General features: G+C 69.2%; 17 protein-coding genes. 7 read left to right on the forward strand and 10 right to left on the reverse strand.

Annotation, left to right across the window (positions count from 1 at the left end; all coding sequences use genetic code 11):
* The first annotated feature begins 130 nt into the window (after positions 1 to 130).
* Together murJ and ACNQQL_RS27885 are read left to right on the forward strand one after the other, a co-directional pair.
* Positions 131 to 1681 carry a murein biosynthesis integral membrane protein MurJ gene (murJ, locus tag ACNQQL_RS27880; protein WP_347067184.1) on the forward strand — a complete coding sequence of 517 codons (1551 nt, stop codon included), beginning with the start codon at positions 131 to 133 and terminating at the stop codon, positions 1679 to 1681.
* A gap of 8 nt (positions 1682 to 1689) precedes the next feature.
* Positions 1690 to 2532, forward strand: coding sequence for a SirB1 family protein (locus ACNQQL_RS27885; RefSeq protein WP_347067186.1), 843 nt, complete (start codon positions 1690 to 1692; stop codon positions 2530 to 2532).
* 67 nt (positions 2533 to 2599) lie between these two features.
* On the opposite strand, the gene ACNQQL_RS27890 is transcribed toward ACNQQL_RS27885, so the two are convergent.
* From ACNQQL_RS27890 to lpxK, 5 genes are all read right to left on the reverse strand, one after another.
* Positions 2600 to 3358, reverse strand: a complete 759-nt coding sequence (locus tag ACNQQL_RS27890; protein WP_347067188.1) for an SDR family NAD(P)-dependent oxidoreductase — start codon at positions 3356 to 3358, stop codon at positions 2600 to 2602.
* Between the two features lie 138 nt (positions 3359 to 3496).
* Positions 3497 to 4159 carry an adenylate kinase gene (gene adk / locus ACNQQL_RS27895; protein ID WP_034178848.1) on the reverse strand — a complete coding sequence of 221 codons (663 nt, stop codon included), beginning with the start codon at positions 4157 to 4159 and terminating at the stop codon, positions 3497 to 3499.
* Positions 4160 to 4367: 208 nt separating this feature from the next.
* Positions 4368 to 5159: a 3-deoxy-manno-octulosonate cytidylyltransferase gene (gene kdsB, locus ACNQQL_RS27900; RefSeq protein ID WP_347067190.1), complete on the reverse strand. Its 792-nt coding sequence runs from the start codon at positions 5157 to 5159 to the stop codon at positions 4368 to 4370.
* A 124-nt stretch (positions 5160 to 5283) separates the two neighbouring features.
* Entirely contained in the window at positions 5284 to 5478 is a 195-nt protein-coding gene (locus ACNQQL_RS27905) for a Trm112 family protein (protein ID WP_010090898.1), read from the reverse strand.
* Positions 5459 to 6487, reverse strand: coding sequence for a tetraacyldisaccharide 4'-kinase (lpxK, locus tag ACNQQL_RS27910; protein WP_347067194.1), 1029 nt, complete (start codon positions 6485 to 6487; stop codon positions 5459 to 5461). The genes ACNQQL_RS27905 and lpxK overlap by 20 nt, the downstream gene beginning before the upstream one ends.
* Positions 6488 to 6937: 450 nt before the next feature.
* Here lpxK and xseA point away from each other — a divergent pair, with 450 nt between their 5' ends.
* Both xseA and sodB read left to right on the forward strand, forming a co-directional pair.
* Positions 6938 to 8320 carry an exodeoxyribonuclease VII large subunit gene (gene xseA / locus ACNQQL_RS27915; RefSeq protein ID WP_347067196.1) on the forward strand — a complete coding sequence of 461 codons (1383 nt, stop codon included), beginning with the start codon at positions 6938 to 6940 and terminating at the stop codon, positions 8318 to 8320.
* 226 nt (positions 8321 to 8546) lie between these two features.
* On the forward strand, positions 8547 to 9125 hold the full coding sequence (sodB, locus tag ACNQQL_RS27920; RefSeq protein ID WP_011352986.1) for a superoxide dismutase [Fe]: 579 nt from the start codon (positions 8547 to 8549) through the stop codon (positions 9123 to 9125).
* A gap of 111 nt (positions 9126 to 9236) precedes the next feature.
* Here the strand turns inward: sodB and chrA are convergent, their stop codons facing one another.
* The gene (gene chrA / locus ACNQQL_RS27925) at positions 9237 to 10448 is read right to left on the reverse strand and encodes a chromate efflux transporter (protein WP_347067199.1); all 1212 of its coding nucleotides are present in this window, start codon (positions 10446 to 10448) and stop codon (positions 9237 to 9239) included.
* A gap of 86 nt (positions 10449 to 10534) precedes the next feature.
* A complete protein-coding gene (locus tag ACNQQL_RS27930; RefSeq protein ID WP_347067217.1) occupies positions 10535 to 11242 on the reverse strand; it encodes a Crp/Fnr family transcriptional regulator in 708 nt (235 codons plus the stop codon).
* An 81-nt stretch (positions 11243 to 11323) separates the two neighbouring features.
* On the opposite strand from ACNQQL_RS27930, the gene ACNQQL_RS27935 reads away from it, so the two are divergent.
* Both ACNQQL_RS27935 and ACNQQL_RS27940 read left to right on the forward strand, forming a co-directional pair.
* Positions 11324 to 11848 carry a DUF962 domain-containing protein gene (locus ACNQQL_RS27935; protein ID WP_347067201.1) on the forward strand — a complete coding sequence of 175 codons (525 nt, stop codon included), beginning with the start codon at positions 11324 to 11326 and terminating at the stop codon, positions 11846 to 11848.
* A gap of 142 nt (positions 11849 to 11990) precedes the next feature.
* The gene (locus ACNQQL_RS27940) at positions 11991 to 12593 is read left to right on the forward strand and encodes a class I SAM-dependent methyltransferase (protein ID WP_347067203.1); all 603 of its coding nucleotides are present in this window, start codon (positions 11991 to 11993) and stop codon (positions 12591 to 12593) included.
* 19 nt (positions 12594 to 12612) lie between these two features.
* Here ACNQQL_RS27940 and ACNQQL_RS27945 read toward each other — a convergent pair whose 3' ends face one another.
* Together ACNQQL_RS27945 and mdtD are read right to left on the reverse strand one after the other, a co-directional pair.
* Positions 12613 to 13887, reverse strand: coding sequence for an EAL domain-containing protein (locus ACNQQL_RS27945; RefSeq protein WP_072442887.1), 1275 nt, complete (start codon positions 13885 to 13887; stop codon positions 12613 to 12615).
* Positions 13888 to 14079: 192 nt separating this feature from the next.
* Positions 14080 to 15516 (reverse strand): multidrug transporter subunit MdtD, encoded by a 1437-nt coding sequence (gene mdtD, locus ACNQQL_RS27950; protein ID WP_347067206.1) that lies wholly within the window; start codon positions 15514 to 15516, stop codon positions 14080 to 14082.
* Between the two features lie 212 nt (positions 15517 to 15728).
* Between mdtD and ACNQQL_RS27955 the strand changes: the two genes are divergently transcribed.
* Positions 15729 to 16052, forward strand: a complete 324-nt coding sequence (locus ACNQQL_RS27955; protein ID WP_347067208.1) for a DUF2917 domain-containing protein — start codon at positions 15729 to 15731, stop codon at positions 16050 to 16052.
* Here the strand turns inward: ACNQQL_RS27955 and ACNQQL_RS27960 are convergent.
* A partial coding sequence (locus ACNQQL_RS27960) for a citrate synthase (protein ID WP_347067210.1) occupies positions 16025 to 16732 on the reverse strand: 708 nt, incomplete at its 5' end. The genes ACNQQL_RS27955 and ACNQQL_RS27960 overlap by 28 nt on opposite strands.

A 16732-nucleotide genomic window follows, 5' to 3' on the forward strand; every position in this document is an offset into this window, starting at 1 on the left:
GATTATAGCAACAAAATCAAGCGAGTGGCAAGATCGATGTGACACCCGCCGGGCGGGGCGCCGGCGGCGGGCGCGCTTTTCGGCATCGGGCGGTGGCCGGGCCACGCAACGTCCGTATAATAAGCGCCCCATGAATCTATTCCGAGCCCTGCTGACGGTCAGCGGCTTCACGCTGCTGTCGCGCGTGACCGGACTGGCCCGCGAGACGCTGATCGCCCGTGCGTTCGGCGCCAGTCAATACACCGACGCGTTCTACGTCGCCTTCCGCATCCCGAACCTGCTGCGCCGCCTTTCTGCGGAAGGTGCGTTCTCGCAGGCGTTCGTGCCGATCCTCGCCGAGTTCAAGAACCAGCAGGGGCACGATGCGACGAAGGCGCTCGTCGACGCGATGTCGACCGTGCTTGCGTGGGCGCTTGCCGTGCTGTCGGTCCTCGGGATCGCCGGCGCGTCGTGGGTCGTGTTCGCGGTCGCGTCCGGCCTGCACACCGACGGCCACGCGTTCCCGCTCGCGGTCACGATGACGCAGATCATGTTCCCGTACATCGTGTTCATCTCGCTGACGACGCTCGCGTCCGGCGTGCTGAACACGTACAAGAGCTTCTCGCTGCCTGCGTTCGCGCCGGTGCTGCTCAACGTCGCATTCATCGCCGCGGCCGTGTTCGTCGCGCCGCACCTGAAGGTGCCGGTGTTCGCGCTCGCGTGGGCCGTCATCGTGGGTGGCGTGCTGCAGTTCCTCGTGCAGCTGCCGGGCCTGAAGAAGATCGACATGGTGCCGCTGATCGGCCTCAACCCGCTGCGTGCGTTGCGGCACCCCGGCGTGAAGCGCGTGCTCGCGAAGATGGTGCCCGCGACGTTTGCGGTGTCGGTCGCGCAGCTGTCGCTGATCATCAACACCAACATCGCATCGCGGCTCGGGCAGGGCGCCGTGTCGTGGATCAACTACGCCGATCGTCTGATGGAATTCCCGACGGCGCTGCTCGGCGTCGCGCTCGGCACGATCCTGCTGCCGAGCCTGTCGAAGGCGCACGTCGACGCCGATTCGACCGAGTATTCGGCGCTGCTCGACTGGGGGCTGCGCGTCACGTTCCTGCTCGCGGCGCCGAGCGCGCTCGCGCTGTTCTTCTTCGCGACGCCGCTCACCGCGACGCTCTTCAACTACGGCAAGTTCGACGCGCATACCGTCACGATGGTCGCGCGCGCGCTCGCGACCTACGGGATCGGCCTGGTCGGCATCATCCTGATCAAGATCCTCGCGCCGGGCTTCTATGCGAAGCAGGACATCAAGACGCCCGTGAAGATCGCGATCGGCGTGCTGATCGTCACGCAGATCTCGAACTACGTGTTCGTGCCGCTGATCGGCCATGCGGGCCTCACGCTGAGCATCGGCGTCGGCGCGTGCCTGAACTCGCTGCTGCTGTTCATCGGGCTGCGCAAGCGCGGCATCTACCAGCCGTCGCCGGGCTGGCTGCGCTTCTTCATGCAGCTCGTCGGCGCGACGCTCGTGCTCGCGGGCGTGATGCACTGGTTCTCGATCAGCTTCGACTGGACCGGGATGCGCTCGCAGCCGCTCGATCGCATCGCGCTGATGGCCGCGTGCCTCGTGCTGTTCGCTGCACTATATTTCGGTATGTTGTGGGTGATGGGCTTCAAATACGCTTACTTCAGAAGGCGCGCCAAGTGACGACCGCTATGACCCGCGTCCTCGACTACTTCAGCACGCTCGTGGCCGACGACGACAGCCTGCCCGTCACGGAAACCGCGCTGTCGCTGGCGCAGGACGCATATCCCGACCTTGACCTGCAGGGCACGCTGGCCGAACTCGACATGCTTGCGGCGCGGCTGCGCCAGCGGCTCGCCGACGATGCGGACCTGAAAGGCCGCGTCGCCGCGCTGAACGACTTCTTCTTCCGCGAACTCGGCTTCGCGTGCAATCACAACGATTACTACGACCCCGATAACAGCCACCTGAACGCCGTGCTGAAACGGCGGCGCGGGATCCCGATCTCGCTGTCGGTGCTGTATCTGGAGCTCGCCGAGCAGGTCGGCGTGCCGGCGCGCGGCGTATCGTTCCCCGGCCATTTCCTGCTGCGCGTCACGCTGCCGGACGGCGACCTGATCATCGATCCGACCAACGGCCATTCGCTGTCGGAAGCCGAGATGGTCGAGATGCTCGAGCCGTACGTCGCGCGCGCGGCTGGCGCGGTCGACAGCGCGTTGCGCGCGCTGCTGCAGCCCGCGACGAGCCGCGAGATCATCGCGCGGATGCTGCGCAACCTGAAGACGATCTATCTGCAGACGGAACGCTGGCAGCGGCTGCTCGCGGTGCAGCAGCGGCTCGTGATCCTGTTGCCCGAGCAGCTCGACGAGGTGCGTGACCGTGGTTTCGCGTATGCGCGGCTCGACTACCTGCGCCCCGCGCTCGAGGATCTCGAGCAGTATCTCGGCGAGCGGCCGGAGGCGGACGATGCGACCGTCGTCGAGTCGCAGGTGACCGAATTGCGGCAGCGGATGCAGCGCGACGACGAGGACTGAGCCGGTCGCGCGACGGCCGGAACCCGGCATGAAGAACGCCCGCATCGCGGGCGTTCTTCATTCGCGCTTACTTCGGCTGCATCCGGATCGCGCCGTCGAGGCGGATCACTTCGCCGTTGAGCATCGGATTCTCGACGATCTGGCGCACCAGCATTGCGTATTCGGCCGGTTTGCCGAGCCGCGGCGGGAACGGCACCATTGCGCCGAGCGCGTCCTGCACGTCCTGCGGCATGCCGAGCAGCATCGGCGTCTCGAACAGGCCGGGCGCGATCGTCATCACCCGGATGCCACTGCGCGCCAGGTCGCGCGCGATCGGCAGCGTCATGCCCGCGACGCCGGCCTTCGAGGCCGCGTACGCGGCCTGGCCGATCTGCCCGTCGAACGCGGCGACCGATGCGGTACTGACGATCACGCCGCGCTCGCCGTCTGCGGTCGGCGCGGTTGCGGCCATCGCGGCCGCCACGAGCCGGATCATGTTGAACGTGCCGACGAGGTTCACGTTGATCGTCTTCGCGAACACGTCGAGCGGATGTGCGCCGTCCTTGCCGACGGTCTTCGCGGCGGGCGCGATGCCCGCGCAGTTGACGAGGCCGCGCAGCGTGCCCGCGCGCGTCGCCGCGTCGACGGCCGCCTGCGCGTCGGCTTCGCTCGACACGTCGCAGTACACGAATTCACCGCCCAGCTCGGTCGCGAGCGCGACGCCCGCCGCCTCGTTCAGGTCGGCGAGCACGACCTTGCCGCCGGCCTGCGCGAGCATCCGCGCCGTTCCGGCGCCGAGGCCCGACGCGCCACCCGTGATCAGAAAGACGTTGCCGCGAATCTCCATGACTGTCTCCTTTGTCGACCGCCCTTGGCGCTTTAGCGCTTAGGGAGGTCCCATGCAAGGCGGTCGACCGCCCTTGGCGCTTTACCGGGCGAAAAAAAACCGCCCGGAAAGGGCGGCTTGCGGTGCGCGATGCGGTGCTTACTTCAGTGCGTCGAACGCGCGCTCGCGGATTTCCTCGACGCTGCCGAGGCCCGAGATCTTACGATACTGCGGCGCCTTCAGGCCGTTTTCCTCGCCGCGCTGCGCCCAGTCGCCGTAGTACTTGATCAGCGGCTTGGTCTGCGCTTCGTACACTTCGAGGCGCTTCTTGACGGTTTCTTCCTTGTCGTCGTCGCGCTGGATCAGCGGTTCGCCCGTCACGTCGTCGTGGCCCTCGACCTTCGGCGGGTTGAACTTGACGTGATACGTGCGGCCCGATGCCGGGTGCGTGCGGCGGCCGCTCATGCGCTCGATGATTTCCGAGAACGGCACGTCGATCTCGAGCACGTAGTCGATCGCGACACCGGCGTCCTTCATCGCATCGGCCTGCGCGATCGTGCGCGGGAAGCCGTCGAACAGATAGCCGTTCGCGCAATCGGATTCCTTCAGGCGTTCCTTGACGAGGCCGATGATCAGGTCGTCCGTCACGAGCTTGCCTTCATCCATGAAGCGCTTCGCTTCGATGCCGAGCGGCGTGCCGGCCTTCACGGCCGCGCGCAGCATGTCGCCCGTCGAGATTTGCGGGATGCCGAATTTTTCCTTGATGAAGTTTGCCTGGGTGCCCTTTCCCGCGCCGGGCGCGCCCAACAGGATCAAACGCATGGTGATATCTCCAAGTATGTAGATTCGTGTGGCGAGACGCAAAGGCGCCGGCGACAACGTGCGCGGGGCTTGCCTGGCGCGCGGCGGACCGGTCTGATGCGGCGCGTCGGCTTCGGCGACGCGCGGCTGCCGGCAGGGCCGCGGGCGGGGTCAAGCGAGGACGCGCTGGTCGCGGACGGCTCGCACAATCGCTTGATTATGCCACGGGTTATTTTGAACCCGGCTGAAAAAGGGCCTGCACGCGCGCGAGATCGGCGGGCGTGTCGATTCCGGCTTCGGGCGCGGACCCGGTGATCAGCACTGCGATGCGCTCGCCGTGCCACAGCGCGCGCAGCTGTTCGAGCTGCTCGGCCTGTTCGATCGGCGCCTGCGCGAGCGTCGGATACGTGCGCAGGAAACGCACGCGATATGCATAGAGACCGATGTGCCGATAGACCGGAAATGCAGGGGCCGGCATCGCCGCGACGTCCGGCCAGTGCGGCTGGTATGCGTCGCGGCTCCACGGAATCGGCGCACGCGAGAAGTACAGCGCGACGCTCTGCGCGTCGAGCGCGACCTTCACGACGTTCGGGTTGAACACGTCGGCTGCATCGTGGATCGGGTGGGCCGCGGTCGCGATCGCGCAGGCCGGATGCGCAGCCAGGTGCGACGCTACGTCGCGCACGAGCACGGGGTCGATCAGCGGCTCGTCGCCCTGCACGTTGACGACGACGGTGTCGTCGCTCCACCCGAAGGTGGCCGCGACTTCCGCGAGCCGGTCGGTGCCGGATGGATGGTCGGCACGCGTCAGCACCGCCTCGAAGCCGTGATCGCGCGCCGCGTCGAGCACGCTTTGCGCGTCGGACGCGACGAGCACCTGCTGCGCGCCCGCTTCGCGCGCGCGCTCGGCGACGCGCACGACCATCGGCTTGCCGCCGAGATCGGCGAGCGGCTTGTTCGGGAGGCGCGTCGACGCGAGCCGGGCGGGAATGACGGCGATGAAGGGTTGCGGGTGAGTCATCGGAGGGAGCGGTGAGAGGGACGGGGCGGGTGGCGCGTCCGGCGCCGGTCGCCTGGCGGCGTTCGGCGACCGGCCGGGGCCGGGTCGCCTTCAAGCGATTGCGGCGGTCGAGCGGCCTGACGGTTTAGCGGCCGGCCGGGTCGACCGGCGTGCCTTCGACGGTCTGGCGCGCTTCGTCTACGAGCATCACGGGGATGCCGTCGCGGATCGGGTAGGCGAGCTTGTCCGCATTGCAGATCAGCTCCTGCGCGGCGCGGTCATAGTGGAGCGGGCCTTTGCAGATAGGGCACACAAGGATTTCAAGCAGGCGAGCGTCCACGGAGTTTCTCCACAACGAGGGCAATGAGGCGAGGGTCGAGCGCGGCTTCGACAGGGACGACCCAGAGTCGAGCGTCGCGCCAGGAAGCGCCCAATTTTACTGCATCCTTCTCGGTGATCAGGATCGCATCGACGGCATCGTCGACGAACGGATTGTCGGCGAACGCATAGTGGTCGGGCAGCGCGCGCGTCGCCGGCGCCAGACCGGCCGCGCGTAGCGTCGCGAAGAAGCGTTCCGGCGCGCCGATGCCGGCCGCGGCGAGCACGCGCTCGTTCGCGAACTGCGACAGCGGGCGGCGCAGCGCGGGCTGGTCGAGGTGCCATGCGGCGCCCGGTGTGAGCGCGAGCGCGTAAGTGTCGGCCCACGGCGGTAGCGTGCCGCTGTACGGGTCGTTGACGAGCGTGGCGTCGCGGTGCCGCGACAGCGGCTCGCGCAGCGGGCCGGCCGGTAGCAGGAAGCCGTTGCCGCCGAGCCGGTGGTCGAACACGACGAGCTCGACCGTGCGCGCGAGGCGGTAGTGCTGCAGGCCGTCGTCGCTGACGATCACGTCGACGTCCGGATGCGCTGCGCGCAGCGCCTGCGCGGCAGCGACGCGGTCGGGGCACACCCAGACGGGCGCGTCGGTGCGGCGCGCGATCAGCAGCGGCTCGTCGCCGGCCGCGCTCGCGTGCGACGCGGGCGTGACGGCGGTCGGCGCTTTCACGTTCGCGCCGTAGCCGCGCGACACGACGCCGGGCGTGAAGCCGGCCGCGCGCAACGCGTCGACGAGCGCGATCACGGTCGGCGTCTTGCCGGTGCCGCCGACGGTCACGTTGCCGACCACGACGACGGGCACGCCGACGTCGACCGGTTTCTTCCAGCCCTGCGCATAAGCGGTGCGCCGCAGCGCCGCGCACAGGCCGAACACGCATGCGAACGGCGTGAGCGCCCACGCGAGCGCGCCGCGCCGCTGCCATTCGCGTGTCAGGCGCGCTTCGAGCCGGGCGAGCGGGCCGCCGGGCGCGCTCATCGGACCGGGCGCGGCGCGTCGTGCGCCGAGGCGTGGGACGGATTCGTCAAGGCGGATTCTCCGTTGGGCGGCGCATGCCGCGGGGTCTGCGGAAGGCGGCACTCTAGCGCGCCGCATGCGGACGCGGCAAGCGCGACCGGCCGACGCAGCCCGCGGGGCCGGATCGCGGCGGGCTGTGGATAACTCTGTGAAGAACGCCCCGGTCGATGGCCTCAAACGCCCGCCCGGTGGGCATCGAATCGGATGAGAATCATTTCGAAAGGTTTAAAAGTATATAAAAATCAATGTGTTATCGGGAATTGTCTGGCTTTTTTAGAGGTTTCCAAGCGTTTTAGGCGGACGATTGCCGGAATGTGGACACCTTTCGAGCGCCGCGACCCATGCGCGCGGTGCTGGACGCCGCGCGTGTGTCGGACTATCGTGTCGCCGCCAGCATTCATCCGACCGTCCATGCCTTCCGACTCCCCTTTTGCTGCACCCGGCGCGACCCGCGGCGGCGACGAAGTGATTCCCGTTTCGGCGCTCAATCGCGCGATTTCGACGATGCTCGAGCGTTCGTTTCCGCTGCTGTGGATTTCGGGCGAAGTATCGAATTTCACGCGCGCCGCGAGCGGCCACTGGTATTTCTCGATCAAGGACCAGCAGGCGCAGATGCGCTGCGTGATGTTCCGCGGCCGCGCCCAATACGCGGAATTCACGCCGCGCGAAGGCGACCGGATCGAGGTTCGCGCGGTCGTCACGATGTACGAGCCGCGCGGCGAAGTGCAGCTCAACGTCGAGGCCGTGCGGCGCACCGGGCAGGGGCGCCTGTACGAGGCATTCCTCCGGCTGAAGGCGCAGCTCGAAGGCGAAGGGCTTTTCGCGCCCGAGCGCAAGCGGCCGCTGCCGGCCCACCCGCGCGCGATCGGCATCGTCACGTCGCTGCAGGCAGCCGCGCTGCGCGACGTGCTGACCACGCTCGCACGCCGTGCGCCGCACATTCCGGTGATCGTCTATCCGGCGCCCGTGCAGGGTGCCGGTTCCGCCGAAAAGCTCGTCGCGGCCGTCGAGGCCGCGAATGCGCGGCGCGAGGTCGACGTGCTGCTGGTCTGCCGCGGCGGCGGCTCGATCGAGGATCTGTGGTCGTTCAACGACGAGGCGCTGGCGCGCGCGATCGCGGCGAGCGAGCTGCCGATCGTCAGCGGCGTCGGGCACGAAACCGATTTCACGATCGCGGACTTCGCGGCCGACGTGCGCGCGCCGACGCCGACCGGCGCGGCCGAACTCGCGAGCCCGCAGCGCGCGCTGCTGCTGCGCGAGGTCGGCGACCGCCAGCGTGCGCTCGCGCGCGGCATGGAACGTCGGCTCGAACAGCGCGCGCAGCAGCTCGACTGGCTCGCGCGCCGGCTCGTGAGCCCGGCCGAGCGGCTGCGGCGGCAGCGCACGCATGTCGAGCAGCTCGCGGTGCGGCTCGCGTCGGCGGCGTCGCGGCCGGTGCGCGACGCACGCGCGCGCTTCGCGCTCGCGCAGTTGCGCTGGCAGCGCGCGCGGCCCGATCCGTCACAGGCGCGCCAGGCGCTCGCAGGGCTGTCGCAACGTCTCGCGCTCGCATTGCAGCGCCGTCACGAGCGCGACACGGCGCGTGTGTCAGCCTGTGCGGCGCGGCTCGAGGTGCTGAGCCCGAAGCGTACGCTCGAGCGCGGCTATGCGGCGCTCATCGATGCGCAGACGGGCCGCGCGGTGCGCGCGCCGAGCGCGCTGAAGCCGCAGCGGCGCCTGACCGTGCATCTCGCCGAAGGCTCGGCCGACGTGTCGCTCGCCGACGTGCAGCCGCGGTTGACCGATACGATCTGACGTAACCGGCGCAAGCGAAACGAAGGTCCCGCAACGGATGCGTCCCGCGCGGGAACGGATACTGCGTACCGCCGGTTCGTCCTGCCGGACGTTGCGCAAACGTCGCTTTTCCGCATACCGCGGATAAATGGCCCGTGAGTTTGCGGGGTTATTCGTCCTCGCCTACAATCGGACGCTCGGCAGCATTCAACACAAGCCCCCCTACATACTCAACGAAGGAATCGCCATGGCTCATACGCTCCCGCCGCTCCCGTACGCTGAAGACGCACTCGCGCCGACCATCTCGCTCGAGACGATCCAGTACCACTACGGCAAGCACCATCAGGCTTATGTGACGAACCTGAACAATCTGATCCCGGGCACGGAATTCGAAAACCTGTCGCTGGAAGAGATCGTGAAGAAGTCGTCGGGCGGCATCTTCAACAACGCCGCGCAAATCTGGAACCACACGTTCTTCTGGAACAGCCTGTCGCCGAACGGCGGCGGCGCACCGACGGGCGCGCTGGGCGATGCGATCAACGCGAAGTGGGGTTCGTACGACGCATTCAAGGAAGCGTTCACGAAGGCTGCAGTCGGCACGTTCGGTTCGGGCTGGGCATGGCTGGTGAAGAAGGCCGACGGTTCGCTCGACATCGTGTCGACGAGCAACGCAGCGACGCCGCTGACGACCGCCGACAAGGCACTGCTGACGATCGACGTGTGGGAGCACGCGTACTACATCGACTACCGCAACGCACGTCCGAAGTTCGTCGAAGCGTTCTGGAACATCGTGAACTGGGACTTCGCAGCGAAGAATTTCGCGTAAGGTCCTCCGGTGCGTCGCGCGCCGTAGCGGCGCGCAGCACCCCGTAAAAAAGCCCTCGTTGCGAGGGCTTTTTTGTTTTTTGCCGGGCAGGATCGTGCCGCGCTTGCCGGATCAGCCGACGACGCCGAGCACCCAGCCGAGCGCCGCGCTCGCGATCACGACAGCCCACGGCGGCACGCGCCAGAACGTCAGCGCGACGAACGCGACGAGCGCGGCGGCCAGGTCGCGCGGCGCCACGATCGTGTCGGTCCAGACCGGGTGATAGAGCGCGGCGAGCAGCAGCCCGACGACGGCCGCGTTCACGCCCGCGAGCGCGGCCTGCATGCGCGTGCTGCGGCGCAGGCGTTCCCAGAACGGTGCGGTGCCGGCAACGAGCAGGAACGACGGCGCGAAGATCGAGACGAGCGCGATCGTGCCGCCGAGCCAGCCGTTCGGCGCGTCGCGCAGCGAAGCGCCGAGGAATGCCGCGAACGTGAACAGCGGCCCCGGCACGGCCTGCGCGAGCCCATAGCCGGCGAGGAACGCCGAATCGCCGACCCAGCCGGGCGCGACCACGGCCACCTGCAGCAGCGGCAGCACCACGTGCCCGCCGCCGAACACGAGTGCGCCCGTGCGGAAGAACGCATCGACGACGGCAAGCGTATCGGAGCGGAGCACGCGTGCCGCGAACGGCAGCGCGACGAGCAGCGCCGCGAACAGCGCGAGCCACAGCACGCCCGCGCGGTGCGATACGTGCAGCGGCAACGGCTCGTGGGCGTCGCGCGCCGGCTGCGGCAGCAGGACGAGACCGGCCGCACCGGCCGCGACGATCACCGCAATCTGCGTCCACGCGGCCGGCGCGAGCAGCGCGACGCACGCGGCCGCGGCCATCAGCGTGACGCGCCGCCCATCCGGGCACAGCGTGCGCGCCATGCCCCAGACGGCTTGCGCGATCACCGCGACCGACACGATGCGCAACCCGTGCAGCGCGCCGGCTTCGATCGGCGCGCCCGTCGCGTGAACGCCGAGCGCGAACAGCATCATCAGCAGCGCCGACGGCAGCGTGAAGCCGAGCCAGGCGGCGAACATTCCCGCATAGCCGGCGCGCGCGAGGCCGATCGCCATCCCGACCTGGCTGCTCGCGGGCCCCGGCAGGAACTGGCACAGCCCGACGAGATCCGCATACGTGCGCTCGGTGAGCCAGCCGCGCCGCGTGACGAATTCGGCGCGGAAGTAGCCGAGATGCGCGACCGGGCCGCCGAACGACGTGAGGCCGAGCCGCAGGAATGCGACGAACACGGGCCATGGCTGGCGGGAAGGGGCGGGGACGGTCGATGTATTCAAGACGGGGCGCGGGGCGAACGGACGAGCCGCCACGATAGCGCAACGCGGCGACGGCGGGGCGTTGCGTGTCGGCTGTTGAGCGGCGTTCAGTGCGTAGCGCCGCCCAGCCCGCTCGCGCGGCGCAACGCGTCGATGTCGACGAGTTCGATCTCGCCGACATGCAACCGTACGACGCCGTCTGCCTGCAGCGCCTTCAGCAACTGGTTGGTGGTCTGCCGCGTCAGCGACAGCATCGACGCGAGCGTTTCCTGCGACAGCCGCACGCGCGTGCGCCCGGCGCTGATACCGCCGTAGCCTTCGGCGATCATCAGCAGGCGCGCGGCGAGCCGCTGCGCGGCCGGCATCACGCTCATCGATTCGACGGTGAGGAAGCTCAGGCGCAGCTTTTGCGCCATCAGCAGCGCGAACTGCCGCCAGTATTGCGGCGTCGCGTCGAGCATCGGGAGCAGCGCGGCCTGCGGGACGTGCAGCAGCAGCGCGTCGTCGAGCGCGATCGCGTCGTGCGTGCGCGGCTGGCCGTCGAACAGCGCGATTTCGCCGAACCACGTGACGGGCTCGGCGACCGTCAGCAGCGCTTCCTTGCCCTGCGGGTCGACCGCACCTATCGTGAGTGAACCGGCCAGTACCGCGTACAGCCCGCACGGCGGGTCGCCGCGCCGGAACAGCGCGTGGCCGGCCGGCAGGCGGCGCAGCGCCGCACGGGCGAGCAGGTCCGCGCGCAACGCGGGCGGCAGCGCGGCGAACCACGGGTTCGCTTCGATCTGCGGCACGTAGGGGGCGAGCGACGAAGGCATGGGCACGCGATGTCGGGTAGCTGACAGAGGTTCTCGGGCGTGACGCGCATCATAGCGCTCAACGACCGACGAGGAGACGCGATGAAGACGCTCGAAGACCATCTTTCCCAGTATGCGGCCTACCATCGCGACGCGCGCAACATCGCGACGCATCTGGTCGGCATTCCGATGATCGTGTTCGCGGTCGAGGTGCTGCTGTCGCGGCCGGCGATCGGCATGCCGGCCGGCATCGCGCTGTCGCCGGCGCTGCTGCTCGCCGTCGCGTTCGCGGTGTTCTACCTGCGTCTCGACCTGCGGTTCGGGATCGTGATGACGGCGTTGTTCGCGCTCGGCCTGTGGGCCGCGCAGGCGCTTGCGCTGCTGCCGACCGCGCAATGGCTCGGCATCGGCATCGGTGCGTTCGTCGTCGGCTGGATCGTGCAGTTCGTCGGGCACTGGTTCGAAGGGCGCAAGCCCGCATTCGTCGACGATCTGGTCGGCCTGATGGTCGGGCCGCTGTTCGTCGTTGCCGAAGTCGCGTTCTTCGCGGGGCTGCGCGGCGACGTGCGCCGCGAGGTCGAGCGGCGGGCCGGGCCCGTGCACGGCGGCGCACACTCGCATGTCTGACTCGATCCGCTCGCGCGCGAAGTGCGAGCCGCGTAGGGCCGGCTTAGCGCCATCGTTGCGTGGGCCGCGCGCGACGCCACAGGCGGGGCGCAACGGCTAAGATGCGGGGTGCGTCATACGACGCCTATGCGGAGCAATCGCCATGGTGGATCGCCCGACTCTCGACGCCTACGATGCCCATGCCGCGCAATATGCGCAGGACTGGCTCGACCAGGCCGCGCCCGACGACATGTACGCGCTGCTCGAACAGCATTTCTCGCCGGGGCCGACCGCGGACGTCGGCTGCGGAGCGGGGCGCGACACGGCCTGGCTCGCTTCGCGCGGCTTCGACGTGCGCGGCTACGATGCGAGTGCCGCGCTGCTCGACGAGGCGCGGCGGCGCCATCCCGACCTGAGCTTCGAGCTGGCCGCACTGCCGGCGCTGGCCGGCGTGCCGTCCGGCGCGTTTCGCAACGTGCTGTGCGAGACGGTCGTCATGCACCTCGAACAGGCGGACGCGGCGGCCGCCGCCGCACGGCTGGCCGATCTCCTGATGCCGGGCGGCACGTTGTACCTGAGCTGGCGGGTGGCCGGAAACGGCGCGCTGCGCGACGAGCGCGGCCGCCTCTATACGCCGCTCGATTCGGCGCGGATGCACGCGGCGCTCGGCGCCGGCATGCACGTGATCGACGAGCACGAGGTCGTCAGCGCGTCGTCCGGCAAACGCGTACACCGGCTGATCGTGCGCAAGGCGGCCGCCGCGTGACGGCGGCGCGCGGTCGCGTTCACTCGCGGTTGAGCGCCGCTTCCCAGTTGATGTCGACGCAGAGCACCTGCATGCCGGCCGCGGCGGGTGCGGCGACCGATGCGGTCACGCACAGGTGCGCCTCGTTGATCGACAGGTAGGGCGGCGTCAGATGCACACGGCCCGGCGCGCGCATCGCGTCGATGAAGTACGGGCGGCGCTCCCAGCTCGCGCCTTCGGAATGCAGCAGTGGCCGGAAGCGCTTGGCGCGCTGCGACACGCTGCCGCGCGCGAGCACGTTGTCGCCGATCTGGCGCCCCGATGCGTCGAGCAGGAAGCAGCGCGCGGTCTCGGGCAGCCCGAGCACGGCGGCGGCGGCATCGGTGAGCGATTCGCCCGCAGCGAGCTTCCGGCTCGCTTCCTCGAGCGCGGCGACATACGGTGCGAGCCGTTCTGCCTGCGTACGCTCGCGTTGCGCGACGCGCAGCCGCAGCGCGGCCGACAGCGTATCCATGCAGCCCGCCGCAGCCTGCGGTTGCACGGGGTCGACGCTCGGTCCCGCGAAGTACTGGCCCTGCACGAAATCGACGTTGCACTCGAGTGCGATCAGCGCGTCGCGCTCGGTCGCGAGGCCGCCCATCAGCACGAGCTGGCCGGATTCGTGCAGCAGCGACACGAGCCCCGGCAGCACGCGTTCGAGATGCGAGTGCTCGCTCGCCTGCGCGAGGATGCCGCGGTCGAGCGTGACGATATCGGGATGCAGGTGCCACACGCGGTCGATGTTCGAATGCTTCGCGCCGAACCCGCCGAGCGCGATCAGGAAGCCGGCCTTGCGCAGCCCGTCGACGATCGCCGCGTAGCGCGGCGTCTCGCCGCCCGCCTGCTCGGGCACCTCGAGCACCACGCGGTGCGGCGGCAGCCCGAGCGCCTTCAGGTTCGCGAGCAGCGCGTCGCCGTAGACGGTGTCCATCAGCGCGGCCGGATGCAGGCTCAGGAAAAGCCATTCGTCGTGACTGTCGAACGCGTGGAAATTGCCGAGATGCAGCGATTCGGCGAGCCGGCCGAGTTCGAGCAGGTCGCCGCGCCGTGCCGCCTGCGTGAACACCTCGTGCGACGCCACCTGGCGGCTTTCCTCGTCGTGCGCGCGCAGCGATGCGTGATAGCCGATCGCACGGCGGTGCGACACCGAGAAAACGGGCTGGAACACGCTGAACACGGTGTAGCCGCCGTACAGCACGGTGCGCCGGTTCCCGTCGTCGCCGGCGACGGGGCGGGGCGGCTGAAAGCCGGGGGGATCGATTTCGATCATGCTCATGATGTCGGCCGAAGGAAGACTGCCAGTTTACCTAGAGAATAGGCGAGCAAGAAGCGTGCACGGCATCGTGCCTCATGCGGCGGCCCGTCGCGGCCGGTGGACGGGATATTGCGGCGCGCATCGCAGGGGCGGGCTGCACCGCGATGGTGCGCGCGGTGACGGTGCGGTGCCCGAAACGGCGCGCACCGCGCGTCACGCGCGCTCGGACGGGTCGGTCTTGCGCGCGGTGCTGCGGATCTCGGGCGCGAGCTGCGCGAAGATCCAGGCGGACGCGGCCGTGATGATCCCGACGCAGATGAACGTCGCATGGAACGCCGGCAGCGTGTTGCTCGGCGTCACGGTGCGCAGCATGCCGGTGAACGTTGCGAGCAACGCGCCGGCGACCGTGACGCCGAGGCTCATCGACAGCATCTGCACGAGCGAGAACAGGCTGTTGCCGCTGCTCGCGCCGCCCGTGCCGAGATCCTTCAGCGTCAGCGTGTTCATCGCGGTGAACTGCATCGAGTTGAAGCCGCCGAACAGCGCGAGATGCAAGACCTTCACCCATACGGGCACCGTGTCGCGCATCAGCGCGAAGCTCGCCATCATCACGCCGACCATGATCGTGTTCGCAAGCAGCACCTTGCGGTAGCCGTGCTGCGTGATCAGCCGCGTGATGATCCGCTTCGAGAACATCCCGGCCGCCGCGACCGGCAGCATCATCAGCCCGGCCTCGAACGCCGAGTAGCCGAGGCTCACCTGCAGCAGCAGCGGGATCAGGTACGGCATCGCGCCGCTGCCGATCCGCGCGAACAGGTTGCCGAGCAGCCCGACGCTGAACGTGTGGATCCTGAACAGTTCGAGCGAGAAGATCGGTTGCGGCGCGCGCACCGCGTACAGCCCGTACGCGACGAAGCACGCGAGGCTCAGGATCAGCAGCACGAGCACGGCTGCGTGCTGCATGCCGAGATCGGCGAGCCCGTCGAGCGACAGCGAGATCGCGACCATGCCGATCGTCAGCAGCAGATAGCCCTTCAGGTCGAAGCGGCCGACGGCCGGGTTGCGCGAATCGGGCATCGAATAGAAGGTCGCGATGCAGCCCGCGACGCCGACCGGCACGTTGATCAGGAAGATCCAGTGCCACGACGCGATCTTCACGAGCCAGCCGCCGAGCGTCGGCCCGATCAGCGGGCCGATCAGGCCGGGAATCGCGACGAACGACAGCGCGGACAGGTAGCGTTCGGCCGGAAAGGTGCGCAGCACCGCGAGCCGCCCGACCGGCAGCAGCATCGCGCCGCCGACCCCCTGCACGACGCGGAACGCGACGAGCTGCGTCAGCGTATGCGCGTTCGCGCACAGCAGCGAGCCGAGCGAGAACACCAGGATCGCGCTGAAGAACACGCGCCGCGTGCCGAACGTGTCGGCGAGCCAGCCCGACACGGGGATCATCACCGCCATCGTCAGCGAGTACGCGATCACGACCGACTGCATCCGCAGCGGCGATTCGCCGAGGCTCGCGGCCATCGACGGCAGCGCCGTGTTGACGATCGTCGCATCGAGCGTCTGCATGAAGAAGCCCGTCGCAACGAGCCACAGCATCACGGTGAGGTTCTTTTCGCCGGGAGCGGCGGCGGGCGGGCTTTGGAACATGAAGACGGGGCGGTGGCGCGGGACAGCCGCCATTGTAGGGAAAGCCGCCGTGCCGTGCAGGTTCGGTGCAACGCGAAGTCCGGCCGGCGGATGCCCGTCCCCGTCGGTTGGCCAGTACAGTTCAGTCAAAAGTGTCTGTAGCCGTATCTGTCCGTGTGCTGTCACTGTCCGAAATACTGGTGCCATCGAACCCGTGCGACCAGGAGGCTGCCATGCGCGAACTGCGACTCTACGTGATGGACGGTGACGAGCCGGCAGGACGGTGGCGGATCGTCGATCGCACCGTACTCAAGGTGGCCGAAGGCGACGTCTGGGTGACCGTCGAGGGCCGCCCCGACGACCACTGGCTCGCTGCCGGCGATTCGCTGACGTTGATGTCCGGCATGCGCGTATGGGTCAGCGCGGGGCCGCACGGCGCGACGTTCGCGTTCGGTCCGCTCGCGGTGCCGGCCGTGCGCGCCGCGCAGGCGTGGTGGCGGCCGCTCGTCGCGTGGCGCGATGGCCGTCGTCACGCGGCCGCGTCGCTGCCGACGTAGCGCGCCCGGGGCCGGATCAGCTTGCCGTCCGCATATTGTTCGAGCGCATGGGCGATCCAGCCGGCCGTGCGGCCGGCCGCGAACAGCGTGAACGCCGCGCCATCCGGCAGCGCGAGCGTGCGCTCCAGCACCGCAAGCGCGAAATCGATCGCCGGCCGCAGGCCCGTCGCCGCTTCGACGCGTGCGGCGAGCGCGCGCGCCATGTGTAGCGCCGGTCGGTCGGGTACCGCCGCGTGCAGTGCGTCGAGCAGCGCCAGCGCACGCGGATCGCCGTCGGGATAGAGCGGGTGCGCGAAACCGGACAGTGCCGTGCGGCCGCCGTCCGCGCGTTCGTCGTGCGCCAGCCGCAGCGCAAGGTAGCGATCGAGGTCGGCGGCGCGGGCTGCTTCGTCGAGCAGCGCGCCCGCGCGGAACGTCTCGCCGCCGTGACGCGGGCCCGACAGCGCCGCGAGCCCGCCCGCGATCGCGCCGAACAGGTGAGTGCCGGTCGACGCGATGCAGCGCACCGCAAAGGTCGACGGATTCAGTTCGTGATCGGCGCACAGCACGAGCGCGCGGCGCAGCAGGTCGGCTTCGTCGCGCCGTCGCACGCGCCATGCGGCAGCGAGCTGCCGGTGCACGGGCGCGTCGCCCGGCGCGATGCCGGCGAGCGCGGCCGTCGCGACGCGCAGCAGCAGCGC

Source organism: Burkholderia sp. LFS061, assembly GCF_047978125.1.
In the GTDB taxonomy this organism is placed as follows: Bacteria; Pseudomonadota; Gammaproteobacteria; order Burkholderiales; family Burkholderiaceae; genus Burkholderia; species Burkholderia pyrrocinia_C.

Bases quoted from the DNA above. Each gene is read 5' to 3' on its own strand.
- mdtD (WP_347067206.1), bottom strand. From the start codon at position 15,516: ATGTTCCAAAGCCCGCCCGCCGCCGCTCCCGGCGAAAAGAACCTCACC.
- lpxK (WP_347067194.1), bottom strand. From the start codon at position 6,487: ATGAGCGCGCCCGGCGGCCCGCTCGCCCGGCTCGAAGCGCGCCTGACA.
- ACNQQL_RS27890 (WP_347067188.1), bottom strand. From the start codon at position 3,358: ATGGAGATTCGCGGCAACGTCTTTCTGATCACGGGTGGCGCGTCGGGC.
- kdsB (WP_347067190.1), bottom strand. From the start codon at position 5,159: ATGACTCACCCGCAACCCTTCATCGCCGTCATTCCCGCCCGGCTCGCG.
- ACNQQL_RS27955 (WP_347067208.1), top strand. From the start codon at position 15,729: ATGCGCGAACTGCGACTCTACGTGATGGACGGTGACGAGCCGGCAGGA.
- ACNQQL_RS27885 (WP_347067186.1), top strand. From the start codon at position 1,690: ATGACCCGCGTCCTCGACTACTTCAGCACGCTCGTGGCCGACGACGAC.
- xseA (WP_347067196.1), top strand. From the start codon at position 6,938: ATGCCTTCCGACTCCCCTTTTGCTGCACCCGGCGCGACCCGCGGCGGC.
- ACNQQL_RS27935 (WP_347067201.1), top strand. From the start codon at position 11,324: ATGAAGACGCTCGAAGACCATCTTTCCCAGTATGCGGCCTACCATCGC.
- ACNQQL_RS27945 (WP_072442887.1), bottom strand. From the start codon at position 13,887: ATGAGCATGATCGAAATCGATCCCCCCGGCTTTCAGCCGCCCCGCCCC.
- murJ (WP_347067184.1), top strand. From the start codon at position 131: ATGAATCTATTCCGAGCCCTGCTGACGGTCAGCGGCTTCACGCTGCTG.
- sodB (WP_011352986.1), top strand. From the start codon at position 8,547: ATGGCTCATACGCTCCCGCCGCTCCCGTACGCTGAAGACGCACTCGCG.
- ACNQQL_RS27930 (WP_347067217.1), bottom strand. From the start codon at position 11,242: ATGCCTTCGTCGCTCGCCCCCTACGTGCCGCAGATCGAAGCGAACCCG.
- ACNQQL_RS27940 (WP_347067203.1), top strand. From the start codon at position 11,991: ATGGTGGATCGCCCGACTCTCGACGCCTACGATGCCCATGCCGCGCAA.
- adk (WP_034178848.1), bottom strand. From the start codon at position 4,159: ATGCGTTTGATCCTGTTGGGCGCGCCCGGCGCGGGAAAGGGCACCCAG.